Source organism: Streptomyces sp. NPDC056835 (genome assembly GCF_042789485.1).
GTDB lineage: Bacteria > Actinomycetota > Actinomycetes > Streptomycetales > Streptomycetaceae > Streptomyces.
Genome location: NZ_JBHUBB010000005.1, coordinates 215221 through 237458, shown reverse-complemented (window position 1 = coordinate 237458; position 22238 = coordinate 215221). Strand labels below are relative to the sequence as shown.

The following is a 22238-nucleotide window of genomic DNA, read 5'->3' as shown; positions in this document are numbered from 1 at the left end:
AGGGTGGGCGAATCGTACGTGATCCCTTGAAAAGGAGTCGCTGTGGAGCCCTCCCTGACTACTTCGTCAGTAGATCGACGCGCTGTAGTCTCGATATTTTCCCGTCTGCGTACATCCAATGGCCAATCGAATCCATTGCCTCTCTACGCAGAACTCAGAGCGATGGGAGATATCATCCCCGCCCCCTGGGGCGGGCATCTGGTGACCTCCTACAACCTCTGTGACCAGGTACTGAGGAACAAGACCTGGCAGGTTCCCGACAGCAAGTGGCGGGCCGAACAGGGCGCGGCAACTCGCTGGAACGCCTCCTCTTCGCAGGAAATGGGAAAGACCCTGCCCGCACTGAATCCGCCGCACCACACCCGGGTGCGGCGGTCGGTCGGCAACACTTTCGACCGCAAATCTCTCGCGAATTCCAAGGGTTCGATCGAGAGGACCACCGAGCAATTGCTCGACCGGCTCACCGAGAAGCTGCGGAGCGGCCGGGCAGATTTCAGTTCGCTGGTCAGCGATGAATTGCCCATCATTACGATCGGCGAATGGCTCGGCCTACCGCCCGCCGATTATCACTGGCTACGTTCGCTCACCCGTGATCAGGTTTACTCGCAGGAATTGCTGCCGACGCCGAGCCAGCTCGCTCTGTCGGACGCCGCCACGGCCCAATTGCGCGAGTACTTCACGGCGCTGATACGCGAACGCCGCCGCGCGCCGGGGGACGATCCGATCTCGGAGTGGCTGCGGACCTGGGACGATCTCGAAGACGACCAGGAGACGGCCGACGAAGCCGTGTACTTCCTCTCGTTCCTCTTCCTCCTGGCCGCGCCCGAGACGACGGCGACACTCCTCTCCCACATGGTGTGGCTCCTGCTGAAGCACCCGCGCCAACTGCGCTGGCTGCGCACGCATCCCGAGCACATACCGGGCGCCGTCGAGGAGGTGCTTCGCTACGACTCGCCGAACCATGTGATCAGTAGGGTCGCCGGCGAGGACACCACCCTGGGCGGCGCGTACATCCAGCGTGACCAGATGGTCCATCTCATGGTCGGCGCGGCCAACCACGACCCGGAGCAGCACGCCGAGCCGGAGCTCTTCGACATTCGGCGCAGGGCCACGCACCTCAGCTTCAGCGGCGGGATCCACTACTGCATCGGCGCGCCCCTGGCCCGGCTGGAGGCGACGACTCTGCTGACGTCCCTGCTGAGGAGGCTGCCCGAGCTCCGTCTCGACGGGGATCCCGTCTGGGCACCCCGCGTGGGCTTCCGACGGCTTATGGAACTCCCGGTGACCATCGCCTGACCTGGCGTCAGGGAAAAAGAGCCGTAGCACAGTGAGAACCAGTGAGAACTGACACATACACAGGGAACGGCGTGGTGGAAGACTTCAAGGCGCTCCGGGTCATTCAGGAAGGGCCCGTGCTGACGGTGGAGCTGAACTCCCCCGAGACCGGCAATGCCGTCTCAGGGACGCTCCTGGACGAACTGCTCTCCGTACTGAGCACCCTTCAGGACGACCCCGGAATCCGGGTGTTGATCCTCTCCGGCGCGGGAGACGACTTCTGTCTCGGCGGAGACCGCGCGGAATTCGCCGAATTCCTGGCCGCGGACCCCAGTGGGGTGAGCCTTCGCACCCTGGGCAAGAAAGCACGCCGGGTCTGCGACGCGCTCGCGACGGCCGATGTCGTCACCATCGCCCGGCTGCACGGCGGCGTCATAGGCGCGGGGCTCGCTCTCGCCGTGTTCTGCGATCTGCGGGCGGGGGCGGACGACTGCCGTTTCCGTATGCCCGAACTCGCCCTGGGTATGCCTCCGGCCTGGGGAGGTGCCCTGCCCCGGCTGATGCAGGAGGCGGGCGCGGCCAGGGTCCGTGAGCTGCTGCTGACCGGTAACAATTTCGACGCGGCGACGGCGGCGGAACTGTCGGTCCTGCACAAGGTCGTCCCGGTGGAAGAGCTCGACAACGCTGTCCAGCAGTGGGTCAGACCGATGGTCCGCAGGTCCCCGGCGGCGCTGCGGACCGCCAAGGTGATGCTGAACGCGTATGGGGGCGCGAACCGTCTCGCGGACACCACCCTCCTCGACGCGGAGCTGATGACCTCGGCGCTGACAGCTGCGGCTGCTGCCTCCCGCCATCGGTGACGCCGGCACTTCGGTGACGCGGGTGCATCCGTGACGCGGGTGCATCCGTGACGCGGGGAATCGGTGCCCCGGGGGATTCAGTGCTCCCGGGGAATCGGTACGGGTTCAGCCGGCCGAGCCCGTGAAGTGCTCCCGTATCAGCGACTGCACCACCGGCAGGTCCCGCGCCATCAACGCGTCGAGCAGCGCGGAGTGTTCGGCCGCGTCCGCGACCAGATCGGCACGGCGCACGGCCGGGGCGCTGACCAGCGGCCACTGCGAGCGGCGGTGCAAATCGTCCGCCACCATGACCAGTTGCTGGTTGCCGGAGAGAGCGAGCAGAGCGCGATGGAAGGCGCGGTCGCTCTCCGCGTACGCCGCGCGGTCCCCGACCGCGGCGGCGGCGCCGGTCGCCTCCGCCAACGGGGCGAGTTCCGCCCACCGTTCGGCGGATTCGGTACGGGCCAGCCGCAGTATCACCGGCACTTCGAGCAGGGCGCGTACCTCGGCGAGCTCGGCCAATTCACGGGCGCTGCGCGCGATGACACGGAAGCCCCGGTTGAGCACGACCTCGACGGCGCCCTCCAGCGCGAGCTGCTGCATGGCCTCACGTACCGGGGTGGCGGAGACGCCGAAGCGCTCGCCGAGCACGGGGGCGGAGTAGACCTCGCCGGGGGCCAGCTCACCGCTGACGAGCGCGGTACGCAGGGCGTCGAGGATCTGTCCGCGTACGGAATGACGGCGTACCGGCGACGACGAGAACGGCGACGGGGACAAGGACGGGGCCGGGGACGAGGACGGGGATGGGACCTGGTCCTGGGCCGGGGGCCGCGAAGGGCTACCGGACCGGTCGGGCTCACTGTGCGTGTGCTCGCCGCGCACCTGCTCCGGCACCCGCCGGGACTCGGAGGCGGACGCCCCTGACGTTCCCGATGCCCCCGACGACGGCATCGGCGCCTCCGGCGCGTACGGCCGTGGCACGGCGGCGTCGCGCGCTCTGCCTTGCTCCACTCCGGCCCACCTCCTTCCTCCTTACCCGTGCACGATAGGCCGACCGGGCCACAGTTCAAACCTCGATCACATCGGATAAGGTAAGGCTTACCTGCAAACGATCCCGATTCGGTGGTCCCCTGCATGACCCTGCCCACGCTGCTGCCCGGCCTCCTCGCCTCGCCCGTGACGGACGCGTACGCCCGTCTGGCCGAGGCGTTCCCCTCGCTGAGCATCGAACAGCTCACTGAGAGTGAGCGGCACCCGGCGGACGACGGCTGGGTGAGCGCGGCGGAGCTGGCGGCCGGGGGCACTGCCCTCGACACGTTCCTCGCCTGGGACGCGGCGCAGGTGCGGCGGGACTACGGGCAGGAGGCGCGCCCCGACGTGATAGCCGGCTTCGGCTTCCACCGGTACGCCTGGCCGGCCTGCCTGCTGATCACCGTGCCCTGGTTCCTGCACCGCAGGGTGCCGCGTCTGCCCGTCGAGGCGGTCTCCTTCCAGCGGGCGCTGGGCCGGATGACCGTACGGATCGACGAATTCGCCTGTCTGCCCGACGACCCCGCCGCGACACTGCCCGGCGCCCGGGTCGTCCCGGACGAGGAGGCCCTGCGCGCCGAGGTACGGGCGGCCGTCGCCGATCATCTCGCACCGGTCCTCGACGGCTTCGCCCCGCGGTTGCGGCGCGGCCGGCGGGCACTGTGGGGGATGGCGACCGACGAGATCGTCGAGGGGCTTTGGTACATCGCCCATCTGCTGGGCGAGGAGCGGTACGCGATGGCGGAGCTTGAGCGGCTGATGCCTGGCACGACCGCGCCGTATGTCGGTGCCGCGGGTTTCCGTGAGCTGACCGGACCTGACGGCGAATCTTTGCCGACCCGTGACCGGGCCAGTTGCTGTCTTTTCTACACGCTGCGCCCCGAGGACACCTGCGTCACCTGTCCGCGTACCTGCGACAACGAGCGGGTCCGGAAGCTCGCCGCGAGCGTCTGACTCCGCGTCACCCTCGCTCCCACGCCACCCGCAGGGGTGATATTAATCGAACATGACAGCCACCTGCCGAACGGCAGTGTCAGCCGTTCGTGCCTATTCACGTGCTGCACCGCCTCGTTGGTGTTCTCTTGTCCCAAAACCCCCTGAGCGTCACCGCACTTCGGCCAAAATGGCGTCCCAAACGCCCTACTGCGATGCAAGGAACACCGCATGCGACTGACAGACATATCGCTGAACTGGCTGCTTCCCGGCGTCGTCCTGCTCGTCGGAATCCTGGTGGCGGCGGCGGTGTTCGCGCGCGGCAAGCGCGCGGCTGACAAGCCCGCACCCGTCGAGGATTCCTGGGAACGCAGCGAGGAGCGCCGCAGACGGAAGGAAGCCATCTACGGCATCGCCTCCTACGCACTCCTCTTCTGCTGCGCGGCGGTCGCCGCCGCGCTCTCGTTCAAGGGCCTGGTCGGCTTCGGCCAGGAGAATCTCGGTCTCAGCGGCGGCTGGGAGTATCTCGTCCCGTTCGGTCTCGACGGCGCGGCGATGTTCTGCTCCGTACTCGCGGTGCGTGAGGCCAGCCACGGCGACGCGGCCCTCGGCTCGCGACTGCTGGTGTGGACGTTCGCCGGCGCCGCCGCCTGGTTCAACTGGGTGCACGCGCCCACGGGCCTCGGTCACGAAGGCGCTCCGCAGTTCTTCTCCGGCATGTCCCTCTCCGCCGCCGTCCTGTTCGACCGTGCGCTGAAGCAGACCCGCCGTGCGGCGCTGCGCGAGCAGGGTCTTGTCCCCCGTCCGCTGCCGCAGATCCGGATCGTACGGTGGCTGCGGGCACCCCGCGAGACCTTCGGCGCCTGGTCGCTGATGCTGCTCGAAGGCGTCCGCACGCTGGACGAGGCGGTCGACGAGGTCCGCGAGGACCGTCGCCAGAAGGAGCAGAACCGGCACCGCAGGCGGGAGCAGGAGAAGCTGGACCGGGCGCAGATCAAGGCGCTCAACCGCCAGCACCGGGCCTGGGGCCGGGGGCGTGGCGGCCGTCAGGTGGCCCTTCCCGCGGTGAACTCGGGATCGGGCTCGCCGCCGGCCGTCGAAGCCGCAGCGGAGCCTGCCATAGTGGAGCCCGGCCAACTGAACCAGCACTCCCGGCTCTCCCTTCAGCCTGTGAAGGCCGCTGAGACTCCCCGTACGGTGGACCTGACCGCGGAGGACGACACCATGGCGCTGCCCAGGCTCGACTCCCTGGAGCGCAAACTCAAGGACCTGGAGAAGCAGTTCGGCTGACGCGGCCAGTTCGACCGACGTCGGCAGTTCTGCTGACGCCGACAGTTCGGCTGACGCGGGCAGTTCGACTGACGCGACCTCGGGGGAACAGCACTCGGACCGGTGTGACGGACAACCGTCACGCCGGTCCGCTGTTTCGTCCCGCCCCACTTCTCTCACCGCCCACTTCTCCGCACCGCCCGTTCTTCCCCACCGTCTGGCTCTCCCCCACCACCCTTACGCCGCCTCGCCGTTGAGCTCGAACCAGACCACCTTGCCCACCGGCCTCGCCCGTATCCCCCAGTCGTCCGCCAGGCTCCGTACCAGCGCGAGCCCCCTGCCGTGCGTGGCGTCGTCGGGCACCGGCCGCTCCGGCGCGGGCGGCGCGGGCACTCCCGCGACGAAGTCCCGCACCTCCACCCGCAGCCGGGAATCCGCGACGGTCGCGGTGACCACGGCCCCGTCGTCCGTATGCACCAGCGCGTTCGTGACCAGCTCGCTGATCAGCAGCTCCGCCACGGCCGCGCAGTCCCGCTCCTGCCAGTGCCGCAGCATCTCCCGTAACGCGTGCCGCACTTCGGGGACGGCCGCGAGATCGGCACCCCCCACTCTGCGCCGCAGACCCCTCATCACTCTGTCCCCCCGCTCATGACGTCCCTCTCCCCGCTGGTCCGGACCCGCCCCACGCTCGTACGCGTACAGGAGATGCATTCCCCACCCGGAATGGACCACTCATGGTGTTCATCACCTGATCGCCGCGGCGGGGGCAGACGGCGCGCGACGGGTGTGCGAGGACTGCCCGGGGAAGTGCGGGGGGAGTGAAACGGTGCGAGCCGATCCCGAGGAGCGAGGAGCACCGATGCACGACGACCGATCCCTGGTGGAAGGGCGGCTGGAGCGGGCGCTGCGCCAGTTCATCCGACCCGCGCAGTACGCCGCGCGGGAGCCGCTCTCGCTCTCCGTCTGGCACGCGCCGGGCGAGCCGGTGCCGGTGGAGCAGGCACTCCGGGGCACCTACGAGCCGTTCACGACCGGTACGGAGTGGGGCTCGCCCTGGTCCACCCACTGGTTCCGGCTGGAGGGCGTGGTCCCCGAATCCTGGGCCGGGCGGCCGGTGGAGGTGGTCATCGACCCGGGGTTCACCGGTGACGGGCCCGGTTTCCAGGCCGAGGGGCTGGTGTACGACGCCGCGGGCGTCCCGCTCAAGGGCATTCATCCGCGCAACCGGTACATCCCCGTCGCCGCGCCCGCGGCCGGCGGCGAACCCGTCCGGCTGTTGCTTGAGGCTGCCGCCAACCCCGCCGTCCTGCATGACTTCGAGCCGACGCTCCTCGGTGACGTACTGACCGCGGGCGACCGTCCGCTCTACCGCTTCGCCGCCGCGGACCTGGCTGTTCTGGACGAGGAGGTCTGGCATCTGGTCCTCGATGTCGAGGTGCTCACTGAATTGATGCGCGAGCTGCCCGCGGACCGCTCGCGGCGCCATGAGATCCTGCGCGCCCTGGAGTCCATGCTCGACACGCTGGATCTGCACGATGTGGCGGGCACGGCCACCGCCGCGCGCGGTGAGCTGGCGGAGGCGCTTTCCCGGCCCGCGTCCCCGAGCGCCCACCGGATCTCGGCGGCGGGGCACGCCCATATCGACTCGGCCTGGTTGTGGCCGCTGCGCGAGACCGTACGGAAGGCGTCGCGGACCTTCGCCAATGTCACGGCGCTCGCCGCCGACTACCCCGAGTTGGTCTTCGCCTGCTCGCAAGCGCAGCAGTACGCCTGGGTGCGGGACCACCAGCCGCGTATCTGGGAGCGGATCAAGCAGGCGGTGGCGGACGGGACATGGGCGCCGGTGGGCTCCATGTGGGTGGAGTCGGACGCCAATATGCCGGGCGGTGAGGCGCTGGCCCGGCAGATCGTGCACGGCAAGCGCTTCTTCCAGGAGGAGCTGGGCGTCGAGACGGAGGAGATCTGGCTGCCGGACTCCTTCGGATACACGGCGGCCTTCCCGCAGTTGGCGAAGCTCGCCGGGGTGAAGTGGTTCCTGACCCAGAAGCTCTCGTGGAACCAGACCAACAAGATGCCGCACCACTCCTTCTGGTGGGAGGGTATCGACGGCACGCGCGTCTTCACCCACTTCCCGCCGGTCGACACGTACAACTCGCAGTTCCTCGGCTCCGAACTGGCCCACGCGGAGCGGAACTTCGCGGAGAAGGGCCGTGCGTCCCGGTCACTGGTGCCGTTCGGCTGGGGCGACGGCGGCGGCGGCCCCACCCGGGAGATGATGGAGCGGGCGCGGCGGCTGAAGTCCCTCGAAGGCTCGCCCCGGGTCGAGATCGAGCCTCCGGCGGCCTTCTTCGCGGCGGCCGAGGAGGAGTACGGCGCGCAGGCGCCGGTCTGGTCGGGCGAGCTGTATCTGGAGCTGCACCGCGCCACGTACACCACCCAGGCCAAGACCAAGCAGGGCAACCGGCGCGCCGAACATCTCCTGCGGGAGGCCGAGTTGTGGGCGACGGCGGCGGCGCTGCGCTCGGGGGGCGGCGTCGCTCCGTACGCGTATCCGTACGAGGAGCTGGACCGGATCTGGAAGACGGTGCTGCTGCACCAGTTCCATGACATCCTGCCGGGCTCGTCGATCGCCTGGGTGCACCGTGAGGCGCGCGCGACGTACGCGGCGGTACGGGACGAGCTGACGGGCATCATCGAGGACGCGCTGGCGGCGCTGGGCGGCGACGACAGCGCGGTGGGGGTCTGGAACGCGGCCCCGTTCGCCCGGCGCGATGTCGTCGCGGCCCGCGCCTCCGACGTGGCGGAGGGCGTGCTGACGCAGCCCCTGGCAGACGGTGAAGTGCTCGTTCCGGCCCTGGTCAGGGCGGTGGCGCCGGGTACGTTCAGCCCGCTGGCCCCGGCCCCCGTGGCGGCCGTCGCGGCCGGTGGCGGCTTCACACTGCGCAATCAGCGGCTGGAGGTGGTCATCGACGCGGACGGGCTGCTGTCCTCCGTACGCGATCTCGTCGCGGACCGCGAGGTGCTGGTGCCCGGCGGCCGGGGCAATCTGCTGCAACTGCACCCCGACCACCCCAATCAGTGGGACGCCTGGGACATCGACCGGCACTACCGGCGCCGGCACACCGATCTGACCGCCGCCGACTCCGTCGAGCTGATCGAGGAGGGTCCGCTGAGGGCGGCGGTACGGGTGGTGCGGACGTTCGGGGCGTCCCGGATCACGCAGGAGATCCGCCTCACCGCCGACGCCCGGCGGGTCGACATCGTCACCGATGTCGACTGGCAGGAGTCGGAAAAGGTCCTCAAGGCCGCGTTCCCGCTCGACGTGCACGCCGAACGGTCCACCGCCGAGGTCCAGTTCGGCCATGTGCACCGGGCGACACACGACAACACCGGCTGGGACGCCGCCCGGTTCGAGATCTGCGCGCACCGCTGGCTGCGGGTCGCGGAGCCCGGCTACGGCGTCGCGGTGCTCAACGACTCCACCTACGGGCACGATGTGACCCGGGCGCCACACCCGGACGGGCTCGGCACGACCGTACGGCTGACACTGCTGCGCGCCCCACACAGCCCGGACCCGGAGACGGATCTGGGCACACACCGCTTCCGGTACGCGCTGCTGCCCGGCGGGACGGTGGAGGAGACCGTACGGGAGGGCCTGGCGCTCAATCTGCCGCTGCGCGTGGCACCGGCGCCGGAGCAGCTGCCGCTGGTGAATGTCGACCACCCGGCCGTGACCGTGGAGGCGGTCAAGCTCGCCGAGGACCGGAGCGGGGATGTGATCGTACGGCTCTACGAGTCGGCCGGCGGCCGGGCCGGGGCGACGCTGCGGGTCGGCTTCCCGGTGATCGGCGCGCGGGTGACGGATCTGCTGGAACGCCCGCTGTACGACGCGGAGACGGACGAGGAGGGACTGCGGTTGCGGCTGCGGCCGTTCCAGATCCTGACGCTGCGGCTCACGCCCGCGTAGGACGTGTGCGGGACAGGACCGACGGCCGTGACACCCGTCGGACCTGTCCCTTCCGTGTCCTGCGGCGTAGCCTCCGGGTGATCAATCGGGACGTGCCCCCGGGCGCGGTTACGCCTCCCAGACGCCGACCGCCGTGCGGTCGTCGGCGTAGCCCTTCACCCTCAGCCCGGTGTCCGCCAGGAACTGGGCCAGACCCGGTGGGGCGGCCGGGCGCCAGCGGTCGGCCAGTTCGCGGGCGAGTGCGGGCTCGCCGCGCAGCGGTTCCGACAGGCCGGGGCCGCACACCAGGAGGGTGTCGCCGGGCCGGGCGATCGAGGCTCGGAACCGGAAGGGCTCGGGCGACGGCGGGGACGCGCCATGCCGGAACGAGCCGGACGGGGACGGGTCGGACGGGGACGGGTCGGACGGGGACCGGTTGTACGTGGACGGGGGTTTCGTGATCTCCAGATCCATCGTCAGCCGGTCGCCCTCGGGCGTCTCGGCGGGCGGGGAGCCGAAGCCTGCCACGGGTGGGCCGGTGAAGGCGGCGGGCTCTGCGAGGGGCGGCTCCAGGTCCTGCCACACGCCGTCCCTGAGCCGGAAGAGGCCGCCGTCGCCGACCCCGAAGAACACGCGCGTACGGCAGTCGGGATCGGCGGAGAGCAGCAGACAGCGCAGGCCGGCGGTGTACTGCCCGGGGCGCAGCCCCAGTTCGGCGGCGCGGGCCCGGAGCTTGCCGAACCCCCGGTCGGTCAGCCGGTGCAACCCGGACTTGAGGTCGTCCCTGCGGCCCGCCCTTATGTCCGCGGAGAGGCTGCCGTGGCTGCGTCCGACGGCGCCGCCGATCCACCGGCACACGTCCGCCGCGGCGCGGTGGGAGCCCTCGGTGGCGCGGGCGCCGCCGGCTATGGCGACGAGGACGAGCGCGTCGGCGCCGTCCCCGAAGCGGGCGGTCAGCAGGGCGTCGCGGCGGGGCTCGCCGCGGTGGCGCGCGGAGTCGCCCCGTACGGACATGGCGCGCAGGGTGTACGTCCCATAGCGCGCACCGTCGAGGACGGTGTCGGGGACGATCTCGTCCAGCCGGTCGGCATGTGCGGCGGGCAGGGCGGTGGGCTCGGGGCCGTATATGGGCGGCCCGTCGCCCACATGGGTAACGGGAACGGGAGGGGCGGCAGCGGCGACAGGTGCGGTGGCGGACGTGACGGAGGGGGCGGCCGGCTCGCGGGGCGCCGGGGTTAAGGGAGTTACGGGGGTTACGGAAGGTGGCCGGCGCGGGTCCGGAGGCCGGGGTGAGGGCCGGGGTGACTCGGCCTCGGCGCCGGGCAGCGGTCGTGCGTCGCTGGGCGCGTACGGCGCGGCCGACTCCCACGGCGCCCCCGCGACGGGGCGTTGGGGTCGCGGTCGCTCCGGAGTCGCGGCTTCCGCCCGCGCTCCCGCCACGTCGGACACCGCGTCAGACGCCACGTCCGACATCGATTCCGACACCGCGTCCGCCGCCGAGTCGAAGCGGTCGTCGAGCGTGTCACCCGCCGCTACGGCGGGGCCGGTGTCCGGCGTGGACTCGTCGTACAGCCGGTTCCACCAGTCGCCGTCGGCCGGCCTCTCCCCCTGCTGACTCATGACCCTATTGTCGACCGCTCCGGGCACGCGAAAACGGGGCGCGGAGAAAAGGGCGGGGAGATAAGAGGCGACTTACTCGTCCGGACTTACTCGTCCAGGCCCCGGAATCCGCCGGGCGGCCCCACCCCCCACGGGAAGGACGCCCGGCGGACGTTCACAGATCGAGCAGAGCCGGTCATGCATACCCAGGGGGAATATGACCGGGTCTGTTGCAGCTGTGATGGCGTCACCTTGGCAGACAGACGGCCTGTACAGGGATGATGGGGAGCGGCGGGTTTACGCCGTGGCCGTTTTCCGCCACGGCCCGTGGCGGAAAGAGTGCGGCCGGGGAGGCCGCGCGGGCGTCCAGGGAGGGGTTGGCAGGGATGCTGGGAGCGATAGGTCTCGACGAGAGACAGGAGTCCGCGTACCGCGCGCTGGTGGCGATCGGCGCCGCGGAGGTGGCGGATCTGGCCCATCGGCTCGCGCTCCCCGAGCCGGACACCGAACGGGCGCTGCGCCGGCTGGAGCGGCAGGGCCTGGCCGCGCAGTCCTCGTCCCGTACCGGACGGTGGGTCGCCGCGCCGCCCGCCGTCGCGCTCGGCGCGCTGCTCACCCAGCACCGCCATGAGCTGGAACAGGCCGAACTGGCCGCCGTACTGCTCGCGGAGGAGTACCGCGCGGAGGCCACCGAGCCGGCGGTGCACGATCTGATCGAGGTGGTGACGGGCGCGAGCGCGGTGTCCCATCGCTTCCGCCAGTTGCAGCTGGGCGCCACCGAGGAGGTCTGTGCCCTGGTCACCGGCCGGCCGATGGCCGTGACCGGGACGGACAACGAGGCCGAGGAGCGGGCGGCCACGCGCGGGGTCGCCTACCGGGTGGTGCTCGAACGCGAGGTGCTTTCACTGCCCACCGGTATCACCGAGCTGTCCGCCGCGCTCGGCCGTGACGAGCAGGTCCGGGTGACCGAGCGGGTTCCGACGAAGCTGGTGGTGGCTGACCGCGCCCTGGCGATGGTGCCGCTGACGGGCCGTGAGGTCGGGCCCGCGGCGCTGGTCGTGCACGCCAGCGGACTGCTGGAGTCGCTGATGGGGCTCTTCGAGGCGGTGTGGCGCGAGGCGCTGCCGCTACGGCTCGGTACGGATGGCACGGTCACGGAGCTGGGCCTTCCCGGTCCCGACACCACCGACCTGGAGATCCTGTCCCTGCTGCTCGCCGGCTTGACCGACGCGAGCGTGGCCAAACAGCTGGACCTGGGGCTGCGTACCGTACAGCGCCGGGTGAAGGGGCTGATGGAGCTGAGCGGGGTGACGACCCGTCTCCAACTGGGCTGGCACGCCTACGAGAAGGGCTGGGTGGCGCGCGAACCGCGGCCCTGAGCCCGGCCCCGCGCGCGACCGGCGCCCCTGAGCCGTGTCCCACGCACGCGCCCGACGGCCCTGAGCCCGATTCCGCGCACGCGACCTGCGGCCCTGCCCGCGATCCTGCAGAGTGGGGCAGATGGAAGTGTGGCAGCTCGTCCTGGTGGGACTGGTCATGCTGCTCGGCCTGTTCGGTGTGCTCGTCCCCGGTGTGCCGGGACAGGCGATCGTATGGGCCGCGGTGCTCTGGTGGGCACTGACCGACACGTCGCGTCTGGCCTGGGGCATCCTGATCGGAGCATCGGCGCTGCTGCTGCTCAACCAGGCGCTCAGGCCCGTCCTGCCGGCCCGCAGGACCCGCAGGACCGGAGCGCCGCGCCACACACTGCTGGTGGGCGGGGTCTCCGGGATCGTCGGATTCTTCGTGGTGCCCGTGCTGGGCGGGATCGCCGGGTACGTCGGCGGGATCTACGGCGCCGAGCGCGCACGGCTCGGCAGCCACCGGGACGGCTGGGCGTCGACCCGTACGGTCATGCGGGTGGCGGGCTGCTCGATCCTGGCGGAGCTGTTCGCGTGTCTGCTGGTGGTGGGCGCGTGGCTGGGGGCGTTGATCTGGGGATAGGGCGTGTCCGCGAGCAGCGCCGTCGGCCGGGCGGGACTTCACGGAAGTCCTGGGGCCCGGTCCGGAGGCGGTCCCGGGGCTGATGCGCCGCGGGAGGTGTCCGTGTGAGGCTGGGAGCATGACCGAATTCAGTGAGGCCGAGCGCGCGTATCTGAGGTCCCAGCGGCTGGGGCGGATGGCCACCGTCGATCCCAAGGGCCAGCCCCAGGCCAACCCGGTCGGCTTCTTCCCGCAGGACGACGGCACCATCCTGATCGGCGGTCTGGCCCTGGGAACCACCAAGAAGTGGCGTAATCTCCAGGCGAATCCGCGGGTGGCGCTGGTCGTGGACGACATCGTGAGCACCGATCCGTGGAAGGTGCGCGGGGTGGACATCCGGGGCGAGGCGGAGCTGCTGACGGGGCCGCACGACCTCGGTCCGCACTTCAGCGAGGAGCTGATCCGTATTCACCCCCGCAGGATCCACAGCTGGGGCCTCGGCTGACGGACCTGTCACCCAGGACCTGAGTCCTGTCCGACCGGACCGGCGTGGACGACGGCTCGGTCCGCGCCGGGACGCGGATCGAGGCGTAGGTGCCGCGTGGCGTAGGACCGCCAGGGCCGCCACGCCTCGTCGTCCCGCTCCCCCTCGGGTGCCACATCGGGGTCGCCGAGCGCCCGCGTCCGGATCAGTGCCGCCGTACGCCGGGTCACCCCGGGCACGGTCAGCAGGGCCCGCTCGGCCTCGTCGCGGTCCGCTCCGGCGTCGAGCCGTACGGTTCCGTCGGCGAGCGCGGCGGCGAGCGGGCCCGCCACCGGGTCATCACGCAGGGCCGCCGGCTCGGGGAACAGCCGGTCGAGCCGGCCGCAGGGGCGGTCCACCGGCTCGCCGTATCTCTCGACGAGCCGCACGGCCTCCGCGTGGCCGACGAGCGCGCGCAGGGCGTACTCCTCCGGTTCGGCGGCGCCGGGCGAACGCAGCCCCGGGCGCGCCGCGACGAGCGGGGCGAGCCGCGGGTCGGCGCCGAGGCGCTCGTCCACGGCGTACGGATCGGCGTCGAGGTCGAAGAGCCGGCGCAACCGCTGTACGGCGGTGGTGAGATCGCGCAGCTCGGTGAGGTGGATCCGCGCCTCCAGCCAGCCGCTCCGGGCGCGTGGGTCGCGTACGTCGCGTGCGTCGCGCGGCGGCCGGGTCTCGTCCACGGAGACGAAGCCGGGGCCGTGCGGCAGCCGTAGCGTACGGCGATAGGTGCGGGCGCCGGGGTCGCCGGTCACCTCTTCCGTGTGCGGGAGCGCTTCCCGGGCGAGGAGGTCGAAGACCTCGCGTGCGGCGTAGGGGCCCCGGTAGGCGAGCCGCAGGGGGACGCCGGTGAGACGCGGCAGGTCGGTGCACGGGGCCGTCTCCGGTGACAGCGCCGTGGCGGGCGACGGGACCCTGGTCAGGGTGCGGGTGCCCGCCCCGGCCCCTGACCCGGTCCTCGCCACGGTCCGCGCCCCGGTCGCCGCCCCGGTCGCCGCTCCGGTCCCCGACTCGGCGCGCAGCGCGCTGGGGGTACGGGCGTAGATCTGCCGGATCGTGTCGTTGAACTGGCGCACGCTCGCGAAGCCGGCCGCGAACGCGATCTCCGTGACCGGCAGCCCGGTCGTCTGGAGCAACACCCGTGCCGTGTGCGCCCGCTGGGCACGGGCGAGGGCGACGGGTCCGGCGCCCAGTTCCGCCGTGAGCTGGCGCTGCACCTGGCGGGGGCTGTAGCCGAGGCGTCCGGCCAGTCCCGGCACCCCCTCCCGGTCCACGATCCCGTCGCCGATCATCCGCATCGCGCGGCCGACGACATCGGCGCGTACGTTCCACTCCGCCGACCCGGGCACGGCGTCCGGCCTGCACCTGCGGCAGGCGCGGAAGCCGTGGCCCTGGGCGGCGGCCGCGGTCGGGTAGAACCGTACGTTCTTCCGCTTCGGGGTCACGGCGGGGCAGCTCGGCCGGCAGTAGATCCCGGTCGTCTCGACGGCGAAGAAGAACGCGCCGTCGAAACGCGCGTCGCGACTGGCGACCGCCTCGTATCTCGTCTCCTCGTCCATCATGGTTTCCAGTGTGCGACGGCCCGGCCCACCGGACTGGCGGATTTCGGACGCCACATTCCGCGAGCCCGGTGGCCCGGCCCGCCGCTACCGGATCCGTCCGCGCTTGGCCTCCATGGCCGCGCGGCCCTCCGCGCCCTTGCGCTTCCAGTCCCGTCGGATCTCGCCGCGCAGCCGGGCGTCGGTCTTGGCGACGATGCGCTGGTTCTCACGGAGCAGCTTGCGGTAGCTCTCCAGCCGCCGCACGGACAGCGATCCGTCCTCGATCGCGGCGAGCACGGCGCAGCCCGGTTCCGCCAGATGCGCGCAGTCGTGGAACCGGCATTCCCCGGCAAGCCCCTCGATCTCCGAGAAGACCTGCCCGACCCCGGTCTCGGCGTCCCACAGCCCGACCCCACGCAGCCCTGGGGTGTCGATGAGCACACCACCCCCGGGCATGGCGAGGAGATTGCGGGTCGTGGTGGTGTGCCGCCCCTTCCCGTCCGCGTCACGGGTGGCCCGCACATCCATCACCTCGTCCCCGAGGAGGGCGTTGGCGAGGGTCGACTTGCCGGCCCCGGAGATACCGAGGAGGACGCTGGTGCCGCCCGACAGCACGGCGGACAGCACATCGATCCCCTCCCCCGTGGCCGAGCTGACGGTCAGTACCTGCACTCCGGGCGCGGTGGTCCCTACGTCCTCGACCAGATGGCCGAGCACGGCGGGGTCACTCACGAGATCGGCCTTGGTGAGCACGATGACCGGGAGGGCGCCGCTCTCCCAGCCGAGGGCGAGAAAGCGCTCGACCCGCCCGAGGTCGAGTTCGACGGCGAGGGAGATCGCGATGACCGCGTGATCGACGTTGGCCGCGAGGATCTGGCCCTCGGAGCGGGTGGAGGCGGTGGACCGTACGAACGCGGTACGCCGTGGCAGATACTCCCTTACGAACCGGGGATCGCCGCCCGGGTCGACCGCGGCCCAGTCTCCGGTGCAGATCACCCGCAGCGGATCACGCGGGGTAACGAACTCGGTGTCGGCCCGCACGAGGCCGGCCGGGGTGACGAGATCACACTGACCGCGGTCGACCCGCACCACACGGCCGGGCACCAGGCCGCGTTCGGCATACGGGGCGAACTCGGCTTCCCAGCCCTCGTCCCAGCCGTACGGGACGAGCGGGTGGGACGAGGGGAAAGCCGGCAGAGAAGAGAAAGACAAGGGGGAACCCTTCAGAGGGGTGGCCCCGGCACGCGCGCGTGGGCGCGAGAAAGCTGAAGAGAGGAAGGTCAGCCGGAGACCACAGGGGTGGGATTGATGAACTTCTGCTCCTGGGCAGCACCCAGCGTGGTGACAGTCATCAATGTCCTCACCTCCTGATTCCTCGGTCCGGCCCGTGACGGCCGACGGTCGGCGGCCGACGATTGGCGGTCGGCCGTACGGCGTTCACCCTAGCCGTAGCGGACGAGGTGCCGCGAGTTATTTATCCGGACCACCGGATCCGTGGACCACCACGCCAACGGGCGGGCAGGTGCCCGTACTTAGAGGCGGCGCATACGGTCGGCCTCGGGCGTCCGGGCGGCCTCGGGCCTCAGACCGGCCTCGGGCGTCCGGGCGATCCGGTCCGCCGCCACGGCCGGGGCCGCCACGGCCGCGGACGCCGCCGCGTGACAGGCGCCGCGGCCGTCGGCGCGGGCGACGATACGGCCCGCCTCGACCCGTACGGCGGCCTCGGTCGCGTCGCTGACGGCGGGCAGGCCGGCCGCCGCCGCGAAGGAGCCCGACTCGTCGAACACCACTCGCAGCCGGGGCCAGGCCGAGGGCGGGAAGGACTGGCGCAGGCAGTTGCAGAGTCCTGCGACGGTGAGCCGCGCCAGCGGTGCCAGTTCGGCGGGGTCGCCGGTGACGAGGACGGCGGTGATCCGGGCGCCGGGCGGTGCGGCCCGTACCGCCTCTTCGACGGCCTCGATGCGGTGCAGCCCGAGGATCGCCACCACGCCGTCGTCCGTGAGCCGCGCGGGCTCGCCGTGTACCGCGTCCCGCACGTGCGGCGGGTCCCACGGCTCGTCGGTCGGCCATGCCTGGGTGATCACATGCGGGGGCGGCCACCAGTCGTGGACCGTGAGGCCGGCCAACTGCTCAACGGCGCTGACGACATTGAAGGGCTCCACGAAGCCGGGCGCGACGGCGGCGAGCCGGCTCGCGCCGTGCAGGGTGGTGAGCGCGGCCTCCGCGACCCGCACATGACTGCCGGACCCGTCATGTCCTCCGGGCGGCCGAAGGCGCTCCAGGGCCAGCCCGAGCAGAATCGCGTCCAGCTTCATCAACTGCGCGAAGGGCCGCCGGATCCGCCCCTCGGCGAGGACTTCCGGCACCACGTACAGACCGAGCCTGGCCGGGCCGTGTTCCTCGTCGGTGTCGGCGAGCGGCAGCCGGGCGACCCATGCGCGGGCGAACGCGCCGAGCGCGTCACGGGTGGTCCCGGACGCGGGCGCGGCATCGGAGTGGGACTCGGAGGCGGTCGGGGACGCGGTCTCCCATACGGACTCGGAGGCGGACTCGGATTCGGATACGGACTCGCGCTCGGCGAGACCGGCCAGGACCGCGAAGTAAAGGGCCCTCTTCCCGGGGAAGTTGGAGTAGACCGCCCCGCGCGTCAGCCCGGCGCGTTCGGCGATACCGTCGACTTTGGCGTCCCTGAACCCGCGTTCGGCGAACTCGTCCCTGGCGGCGGCCAGTACCTTGGCGCGGTTGTGCTCCTGCAGCTCCGCCCTGCTGAGCCGGCCCATCGCCCTCACTCGTCCCCGCGTTGCTGTTCAGTGCCGCTTCAAGATACCGTGACCACTCAGATGGTGACGTCATATGGTCCAACCATGCGAATGCCGCACAACCGTTGAGGAGACGCTTCCCAGTGGCACACATCGGTGACGGCGGCGAACTGCTCAGATGTACTTTCTGCGGGAAGAACCAGAAGCAGGTCAGGAAGCTCATCGCGGGTCCGAGTCCTGTCTGCATCTGTGACGAATGCGTCGGGCTCTGCAATGAGTTAATCGCGGAGGAGCTGGACGGCGAGCACGAGAACGAGCAGCGGGAGCTGCCGAAGCCGCGCGAGATCCACGCCTTTCTCGACCAGTATGTCGTCGGGCAGACGAACGCCAAGATGGCGCTCTCGGTGGCGGTCTACAACCACTACAAGCGCATCCGGACGGACGAGCGGGCGGCGACCGCGGACGCGGGCGAGCCGGTCGAACTCGGCAAGTCCAACATCCTGTTGATCGGTCCGACCGGCTGCGGCAAGACCTATCTGGTCCAGACGCTCGCCCGGATGCTCGACGTACCGTTCGCGATCGCCGACGCGACCGCGCTCACCGAGGCCGGTTATGTCGGTGAGGACGTCGAGAACATCCTGCTGAAGCTGATCCAGGCGGCCGACTACGACGTCAAGAAGGCCGAGACCGGGATCATCTACATCGATGAGATCGACAAGGTCGCCCGCAGGAGCGAGAACCCGTCGATCACCCGCGATGTCTCGGGCGAGGGCGTCCAGCAGGCCCTGCTGAAGATCCTGGAAGGCACCACCGCCTCCGTACCGCCCCAGGGCGGCCGGAAACACCCGCAGCAGGAATTCCTCCAGATCGACACGACGAACGTGCTCTTCATCGTGGGCGGCGCCTTCGCCGGCCTGGAGAAGATCGTCGAGCAGCGGGCCGACCGCAAGGGCATCGGCTTCGGCGCGACGATCGCCGGCGAGGAGGAGCGGAAGCGGCGCGACGTCTACGCCGAGGTGATGCCCGAGGATCTGCTGAAGTTCGGGCTGATCCCGGAGATCGTCGGCCGCCTCCCGATGGTGACGGCTGTCCAGCCGCTGGACCGGGCGGCGTTGACGCGTATCCTCACCGAGCCGCGCAACGCGCTGATCAGGCAGTACCAGAAGCTCTTCGAAATCGACGGGGTGGAGCTTGAGTTCACCGAGGACGCCATCGGCGCGATCGCCGAGCAGGCGCTGCTGCGCCGCACCGGCGCCCGCGCGACCCGAGCGATCCTCGAAGAGGTGCTGCTCAATGTGATGTACGAGGTGCCGAGCCGCGACGATGTGGCGCGGGTCGTGGTCGACCGCGACACCGTGCTCGACAACGTCAACCCCACGCTCGTACCGCGCGAGCAGCCCGGCCGCTCCCGGGAACGCCGCGACCGCTCCGCGTAGAGCGCGGTCGGCCGGGTGGCTGGAAATATGCCCGGCCGGGCCGCCGCTTGGGAACCGCTTTACCTTCTGGGGTAGTTCTGGTGGCGTTCAACACCCCTATGAAGGAGCGGACGCCACGATGGTGTTCAAGAAACTGCTCGGAGCCGTCGGTGTCGGCGGACCCTCTGTCGACACCGTGCTGGACGGCGTGGCCGCCGTACCGGGCGGCCCGCTGTCGGGTCAGGTGCGGCTGCGGGGCGGCCGTACGGACCTGGAGATCGAGCAGATCACGCTGGACCTGGTCGCCCGTGTCGAGGCCGAGGGACACGACGAGGAGAGCGAGGGCACGGTCGTCTTCGACCGGGTCACCGTCGCCGGCGGGTTCCGGCTGGCGGAGGAGTCGGAGCATACGATTCCGTTCACGCTGACCCTGCCGTGGGAGACGCCCGTGACCGAACTCTACGGCCAGCCACTGGGCGTGGTACTCGGCGTGCGGACCGAGCTGGCGGTGTCCGGAGCGCGGGACAAGGGCGATCTCGACCAGCTCAGCGTCTCTCCCCTGCCGGTCCAGGAGGCCGTTCTGGAGGCCCTGGGGCAGCTCGGCTGGGGCTTCAAATCGGCCGATCTGGAACTGGGCCGCATCAACGGCACCGACCAGCGGCTGCCCTTCTACCAGGAGATCGAACTCACCCCGCCGGCGCACTACGCGCACGCGCTGAACGAGATCGAGGTCACCTTCCTCGCCACCGCCGGCGGGATGGATGTCGTCATCGAGGCCGACAAGCGCGGAGGGCTCTTCTCCGGCGGACACGACACGATCAACCGGTTCACGGTCTCGCACCACAACGTCCAGCACGTGGACTGGAACGCCGAGGTCGACAGGTGGATCAAGCAACTTGTCGACAGTCGCGGCGCGCACCCGGGCCACTACGACGGGCACCACGGCGGGCACTACGGCGAGCATCATGGTGAGCAGCACTACGGAGAGCGGCACTCCGGAGATCACCACCCGGGCGGGCACCGGTCCGGCCCCAGTACGGGAGCGGTGGTGGCCGGCGTAGCCGCGGGCGTGGCGGTCGGCGTGGTCGGCGGCATGGTGGCCGCCGAGGTCGTCGACGAGATCGGTGACGCGTTCGAGGGCGAGGAGGACGAGGGCGGCGACGAGTAGCGGCCCACCCGCCCCTCGACCGGGCGGACGCGCGCGGGGCGGTGGCCCGATGGCCACCGCCCCGCGTGTCGTCGCCCCGCCTTCGGCACCCGGCCCCGCCAGGCCCCATCAGGTCCGGTCAGTCAGGTCCGGTGGGATCCGGTCGCGTCACGTCAGAGCTCCCTCGTGTCCAGCCAGACCGCCGTGTCCGGCGGCAGCAGGGTGGTGTCCTGCCCTGCGTCGGCCGTCAGTTCGCCGCTCGCCAGCAGCGGCTTCGCCCCGGCGGGCAGGGTCAACGGCACTGGCGCGTCGGAGAGGTTGACCCGGCAGACCAGGCCCTCACCCTTTCTGAAGGCCAGTTCGCCCGGGGCCGACGGCAGCCACGCGAAGCTCTCGTCGCCGCGGAAGCCCCGGCGCAGCGACAGCGCCGTACGGTACAGCTCCAGGAAGGAGCCCGGCCGGCCGGACTGGGCCTCCACCGACCACTCGCCCCACCCGTCGGGCTGCGGCAGCCAGCTGCCGCCGGGGCCGAAGCCGTACGACGAGCCGGCCGTGGTCCACGGCAGCGGCACCCGGCAGCCGTCGCGACCTTTCACCCGGTGTCCCGTGCGCTCCCACATCGGATCGCGCAGCGCGTCCGCCGGCAGATCGACAACCTCGGGCAGGCCCAGTTCCTCGCCCTGGTAGAGGTACGTCGTACCGGGCAGCGCGAGGGTCAGCAGCGCGGCGGCCCGCGCCCGCCGGCCGCCCAGGGCGTCGTCGGGCTCCGGGTCCCGGCCGTCCGTCCGCAGCCAGGTACGGAGGTCGGTGCCCTCCGGCAGCCCGTACCGGCTGCGGTGGCGCACCACATCGTGGTTGGACAGCACCCAGGTCGGCAGGGCCCCGGCCGAGGCCGCGCCGGTGAGCGAGGTGTCGATGACGTCACGGAAGGAGCCGGCGTCCCACGGGCAGCGCAGATGGAAGAAGTTGAACGCCTGGTGCAGCTCGTCGGGCCGGGTGTAGAGGGGGAGCCTGGCGGCGCTCACACCCGCTTCGGCGACCATGATCCGGGGCGGGGCGTACGAGTCGGTGATCTTCCGCCAGACGCGGTAGATGTCATGGACCTCGTCGCGGTCCCAGAAGGGGTGGTTCTCGCCGCTGGGCGGGGAGTTGAGGGGCGCCGTGTCACCGCCCCGGGTGTCGCGCAGCGGCGCGGTGAGGTCCTTGCGCAGGCCGTGCGCCACATCGATACGGAAGCCGTCGACCCCGAGGTCGAGCCAGAAGCGCAGGATGCTCTCGAACTCCGCCGTGACGTCGGGGTTCTCCCAGTTCAGATCGGGCTGCTCGGCAGCGAAGATATGCATGTACCACTGGCCGTCGGGAACCCGTGTCCAGGCCGGGCCGCCGAACTTCGACTGCCAGTCCGCGGGCGGCTCGGCGCCGTCGGGGCCACGTCCCTCCCGGAAGACGAAGCGGTCACGGGCGGCCGAGCCGGGCTCGGAGGCCAGCGCCTCGGCGAACCAGGGGTGCTGGTCGGAGCAGTGGTTCGGCACGATGTCGACGATCGTACGGAGCCCGAGCGCACGGGCCCGGCCGAGCAGCGCGCGGAAGTCGTCGAGGGTGCCGTGCCGCGGATCGACGTCCCGGTAGTCGGCGACGTCATAGCCTCCGTCGGCCAGCGGGGAGCGGTAGAACGGCGTGAGCCAGACGGCGTCCGCGCCGAGTTCGGCGACATGGCCGAGCCGGTCGGTGATCCCGCGGAGGTCGCCCATCCCATCGCCGTCGGCGTCGGCGAAGCTGGGGACGTAGATCTGGTAGACGACGGACTCCCGCCACCAGTCACGCCCGCGGTCTCTTTCGCCACTGCCGCTTTCGCCGCCGCTGCCGCCGTGGCCGTAGCCGTAGCCGCTTCCATCGCCGCTTCCGTCGCCGTCGCCATTGCCGTCCGGGAACGCGTGCTGAGTCACAGGAACCTCTCGTGCCGGGCTGAGGGGGCGCTGAAACTGTAGTGGTGCGGTGCGATCA

Annotated in this window: 17 protein-coding genes; 10 read left to right on the top strand and 7 right to left on the bottom strand. The window is 71.1% G+C overall.

The genetic code is table 11. The annotated features are described in order from the left end of the window. Positions 1–162: 162 nt before the first annotated feature. Together ACFRMN_RS08180 and ACFRMN_RS08175 are read left to right on the top strand one after the other, a co-directional pair. Positions 163–1296, top strand: coding sequence for a cytochrome P450 (locus tag ACFRMN_RS08180; RefSeq protein ID WP_383015063.1), 1134 nt, complete (start codon positions 163–165; stop codon positions 1294–1296). A gap of 71 nt (positions 1297–1367) precedes the next feature. Continuing rightward, entirely contained in the window at positions 1368–2135 is a 768-nt protein-coding gene (locus ACFRMN_RS08175) for an enoyl-CoA hydratase/isomerase family protein (protein WP_383015302.1), read from the top strand. Positions 2136–2240: 105 nt separating this feature from the next. On the opposite strand, the gene ACFRMN_RS08170 is transcribed toward ACFRMN_RS08175, so the two are convergent. Further along, on the bottom strand, positions 2241–3125 hold the full coding sequence (locus ACFRMN_RS08170; protein ID WP_383015060.1) for a GntR family transcriptional regulator: 885 nt from the start codon (positions 3123–3125) through the stop codon (positions 2241–2243). Between the two features lie 123 nt (positions 3126–3248). Here ACFRMN_RS08170 and ACFRMN_RS08165 point away from each other — a divergent pair, with 123 nt between their 5' ends. Continuing rightward, positions 3249–4097: a (2Fe-2S)-binding protein gene (locus ACFRMN_RS08165; RefSeq protein ID WP_383015057.1), complete on the top strand. Its 849-nt coding sequence runs from the start codon at positions 3249–3251 to the stop codon at positions 4095–4097. A gap of 210 nt (positions 4098–4307) precedes the next feature. After that, positions 4308–5366 (top strand): DUF2637 domain-containing protein, encoded by a 1059-nt coding sequence (locus ACFRMN_RS08160; RefSeq protein WP_383015054.1) that lies wholly within the window; start codon positions 4308–4310, stop codon positions 5364–5366. Between the two features lie 216 nt (positions 5367–5582). Here the strand turns inward: ACFRMN_RS08160 and ACFRMN_RS08155 are convergent, their stop codons facing one another. After that, positions 5583–5975, bottom strand: a complete 393-nt coding sequence (locus tag ACFRMN_RS08155; protein WP_383015051.1) for an ATP-binding protein — start codon at positions 5973–5975, stop codon at positions 5583–5585. A gap of 229 nt (positions 5976–6204) precedes the next feature. On the opposite strand from ACFRMN_RS08155, the gene ACFRMN_RS08150 reads away from it, so the two are divergent. Next, entirely contained in the window at positions 6205–9312 is a 3108-nt protein-coding gene (locus ACFRMN_RS08150; RefSeq protein ID WP_383015048.1) for an alpha-mannosidase, read from the top strand. 108 nt (positions 9313–9420) lie between these two features. On the opposite strand, the gene ACFRMN_RS08145 is transcribed toward ACFRMN_RS08150, so the two are convergent. Continuing rightward, on the bottom strand, positions 9421–10911 hold the full coding sequence (locus ACFRMN_RS08145; RefSeq protein WP_383015046.1) for a protein phosphatase 2C domain-containing protein: 1491 nt from the start codon (positions 10909–10911) through the stop codon (positions 9421–9423). 365 nt (positions 10912–11276) lie between these two features. Here ACFRMN_RS08145 and ACFRMN_RS08140 point away from each other — a divergent pair, with 365 nt between their 5' ends. The 3 genes from ACFRMN_RS08140 to ACFRMN_RS08130 all read left to right on the top strand — a co-directional run bounded on the left by ACFRMN_RS08140 (position 11277) and on the right by ACFRMN_RS08130 (position 13357). After that, positions 11277–12269 (top strand): helix-turn-helix domain-containing protein, encoded by a 993-nt coding sequence (locus ACFRMN_RS08140; RefSeq protein ID WP_383015043.1) that lies wholly within the window; start codon positions 11277–11279, stop codon positions 12267–12269. A 121-nt stretch (positions 12270–12390) separates the two neighbouring features. Next, on the top strand, positions 12391–12873 hold the full coding sequence (locus ACFRMN_RS08135; RefSeq protein ID WP_383015040.1) for a DUF456 domain-containing protein: 483 nt from the start codon (positions 12391–12393) through the stop codon (positions 12871–12873). A gap of 118 nt (positions 12874–12991) precedes the next feature. Continuing rightward, positions 12992–13357 (top strand): PPOX class F420-dependent oxidoreductase, encoded by a 366-nt coding sequence (locus ACFRMN_RS08130; RefSeq protein WP_383015037.1) that lies wholly within the window; start codon positions 12992–12994, stop codon positions 13355–13357. Between the two features lie 8 nt (positions 13358–13365). Here the strand turns inward: ACFRMN_RS08130 and ACFRMN_RS08125 are convergent, their stop codons facing one another. The 3 genes from ACFRMN_RS08125 to ACFRMN_RS08115 form a co-directional block, all read right to left on the bottom strand. Then, positions 13366–14931: an AlkA N-terminal domain-containing protein gene (locus ACFRMN_RS08125; RefSeq protein ID WP_383015299.1), complete on the bottom strand. Its 1566-nt coding sequence runs from the start codon at positions 14929–14931 to the stop codon at positions 13366–13368. Between the two features lie 87 nt (positions 14932–15018). Beyond that, a complete protein-coding gene (gene rsgA, locus ACFRMN_RS08120) occupies positions 15019–16125 on the bottom strand; it encodes a ribosome small subunit-dependent GTPase A (RefSeq protein ID WP_383015034.1) in 1107 nt (368 codons plus the stop codon). Positions 16126–16445: 320 nt separating this feature from the next. Further along, positions 16446–17693, bottom strand: a complete 1248-nt coding sequence (locus ACFRMN_RS08115) for a helix-turn-helix domain-containing protein (protein WP_383015031.1) — start codon at positions 17691–17693, stop codon at positions 16446–16448. A 122-nt stretch (positions 17694–17815) separates the two neighbouring features. On the opposite strand from ACFRMN_RS08115, the gene clpX reads away from it, so the two are divergent. Both clpX and ACFRMN_RS08105 read left to right on the top strand, forming a co-directional pair. After that, complete coding sequence (clpX, locus tag ACFRMN_RS08110; protein WP_383015028.1) at positions 17816–19108, top strand: ATP-dependent Clp protease ATP-binding subunit ClpX; 1293 nt, start codon at positions 17816–17818, stop codon at positions 19106–19108. Positions 19109–19226: 118 nt separating this feature from the next. Continuing rightward, a complete protein-coding gene (locus ACFRMN_RS08105) occupies positions 19227–20255 on the top strand; it encodes a sporulation protein (protein WP_383015025.1) in 1029 nt (342 codons plus the stop codon). Between the two features lie 152 nt (positions 20256–20407). Here the strand turns inward: ACFRMN_RS08105 and ACFRMN_RS08100 are convergent, their stop codons facing one another. Continuing rightward, positions 20408–22024 carry a glycoside hydrolase family 13 protein gene (locus tag ACFRMN_RS08100; RefSeq protein ID WP_383015296.1) on the bottom strand — a complete coding sequence of 539 codons (1617 nt, stop codon included), beginning with the start codon at positions 22022–22024 and terminating at the stop codon, positions 20408–20410. Positions 22025–22238: the final 214 nt, after the last annotated feature.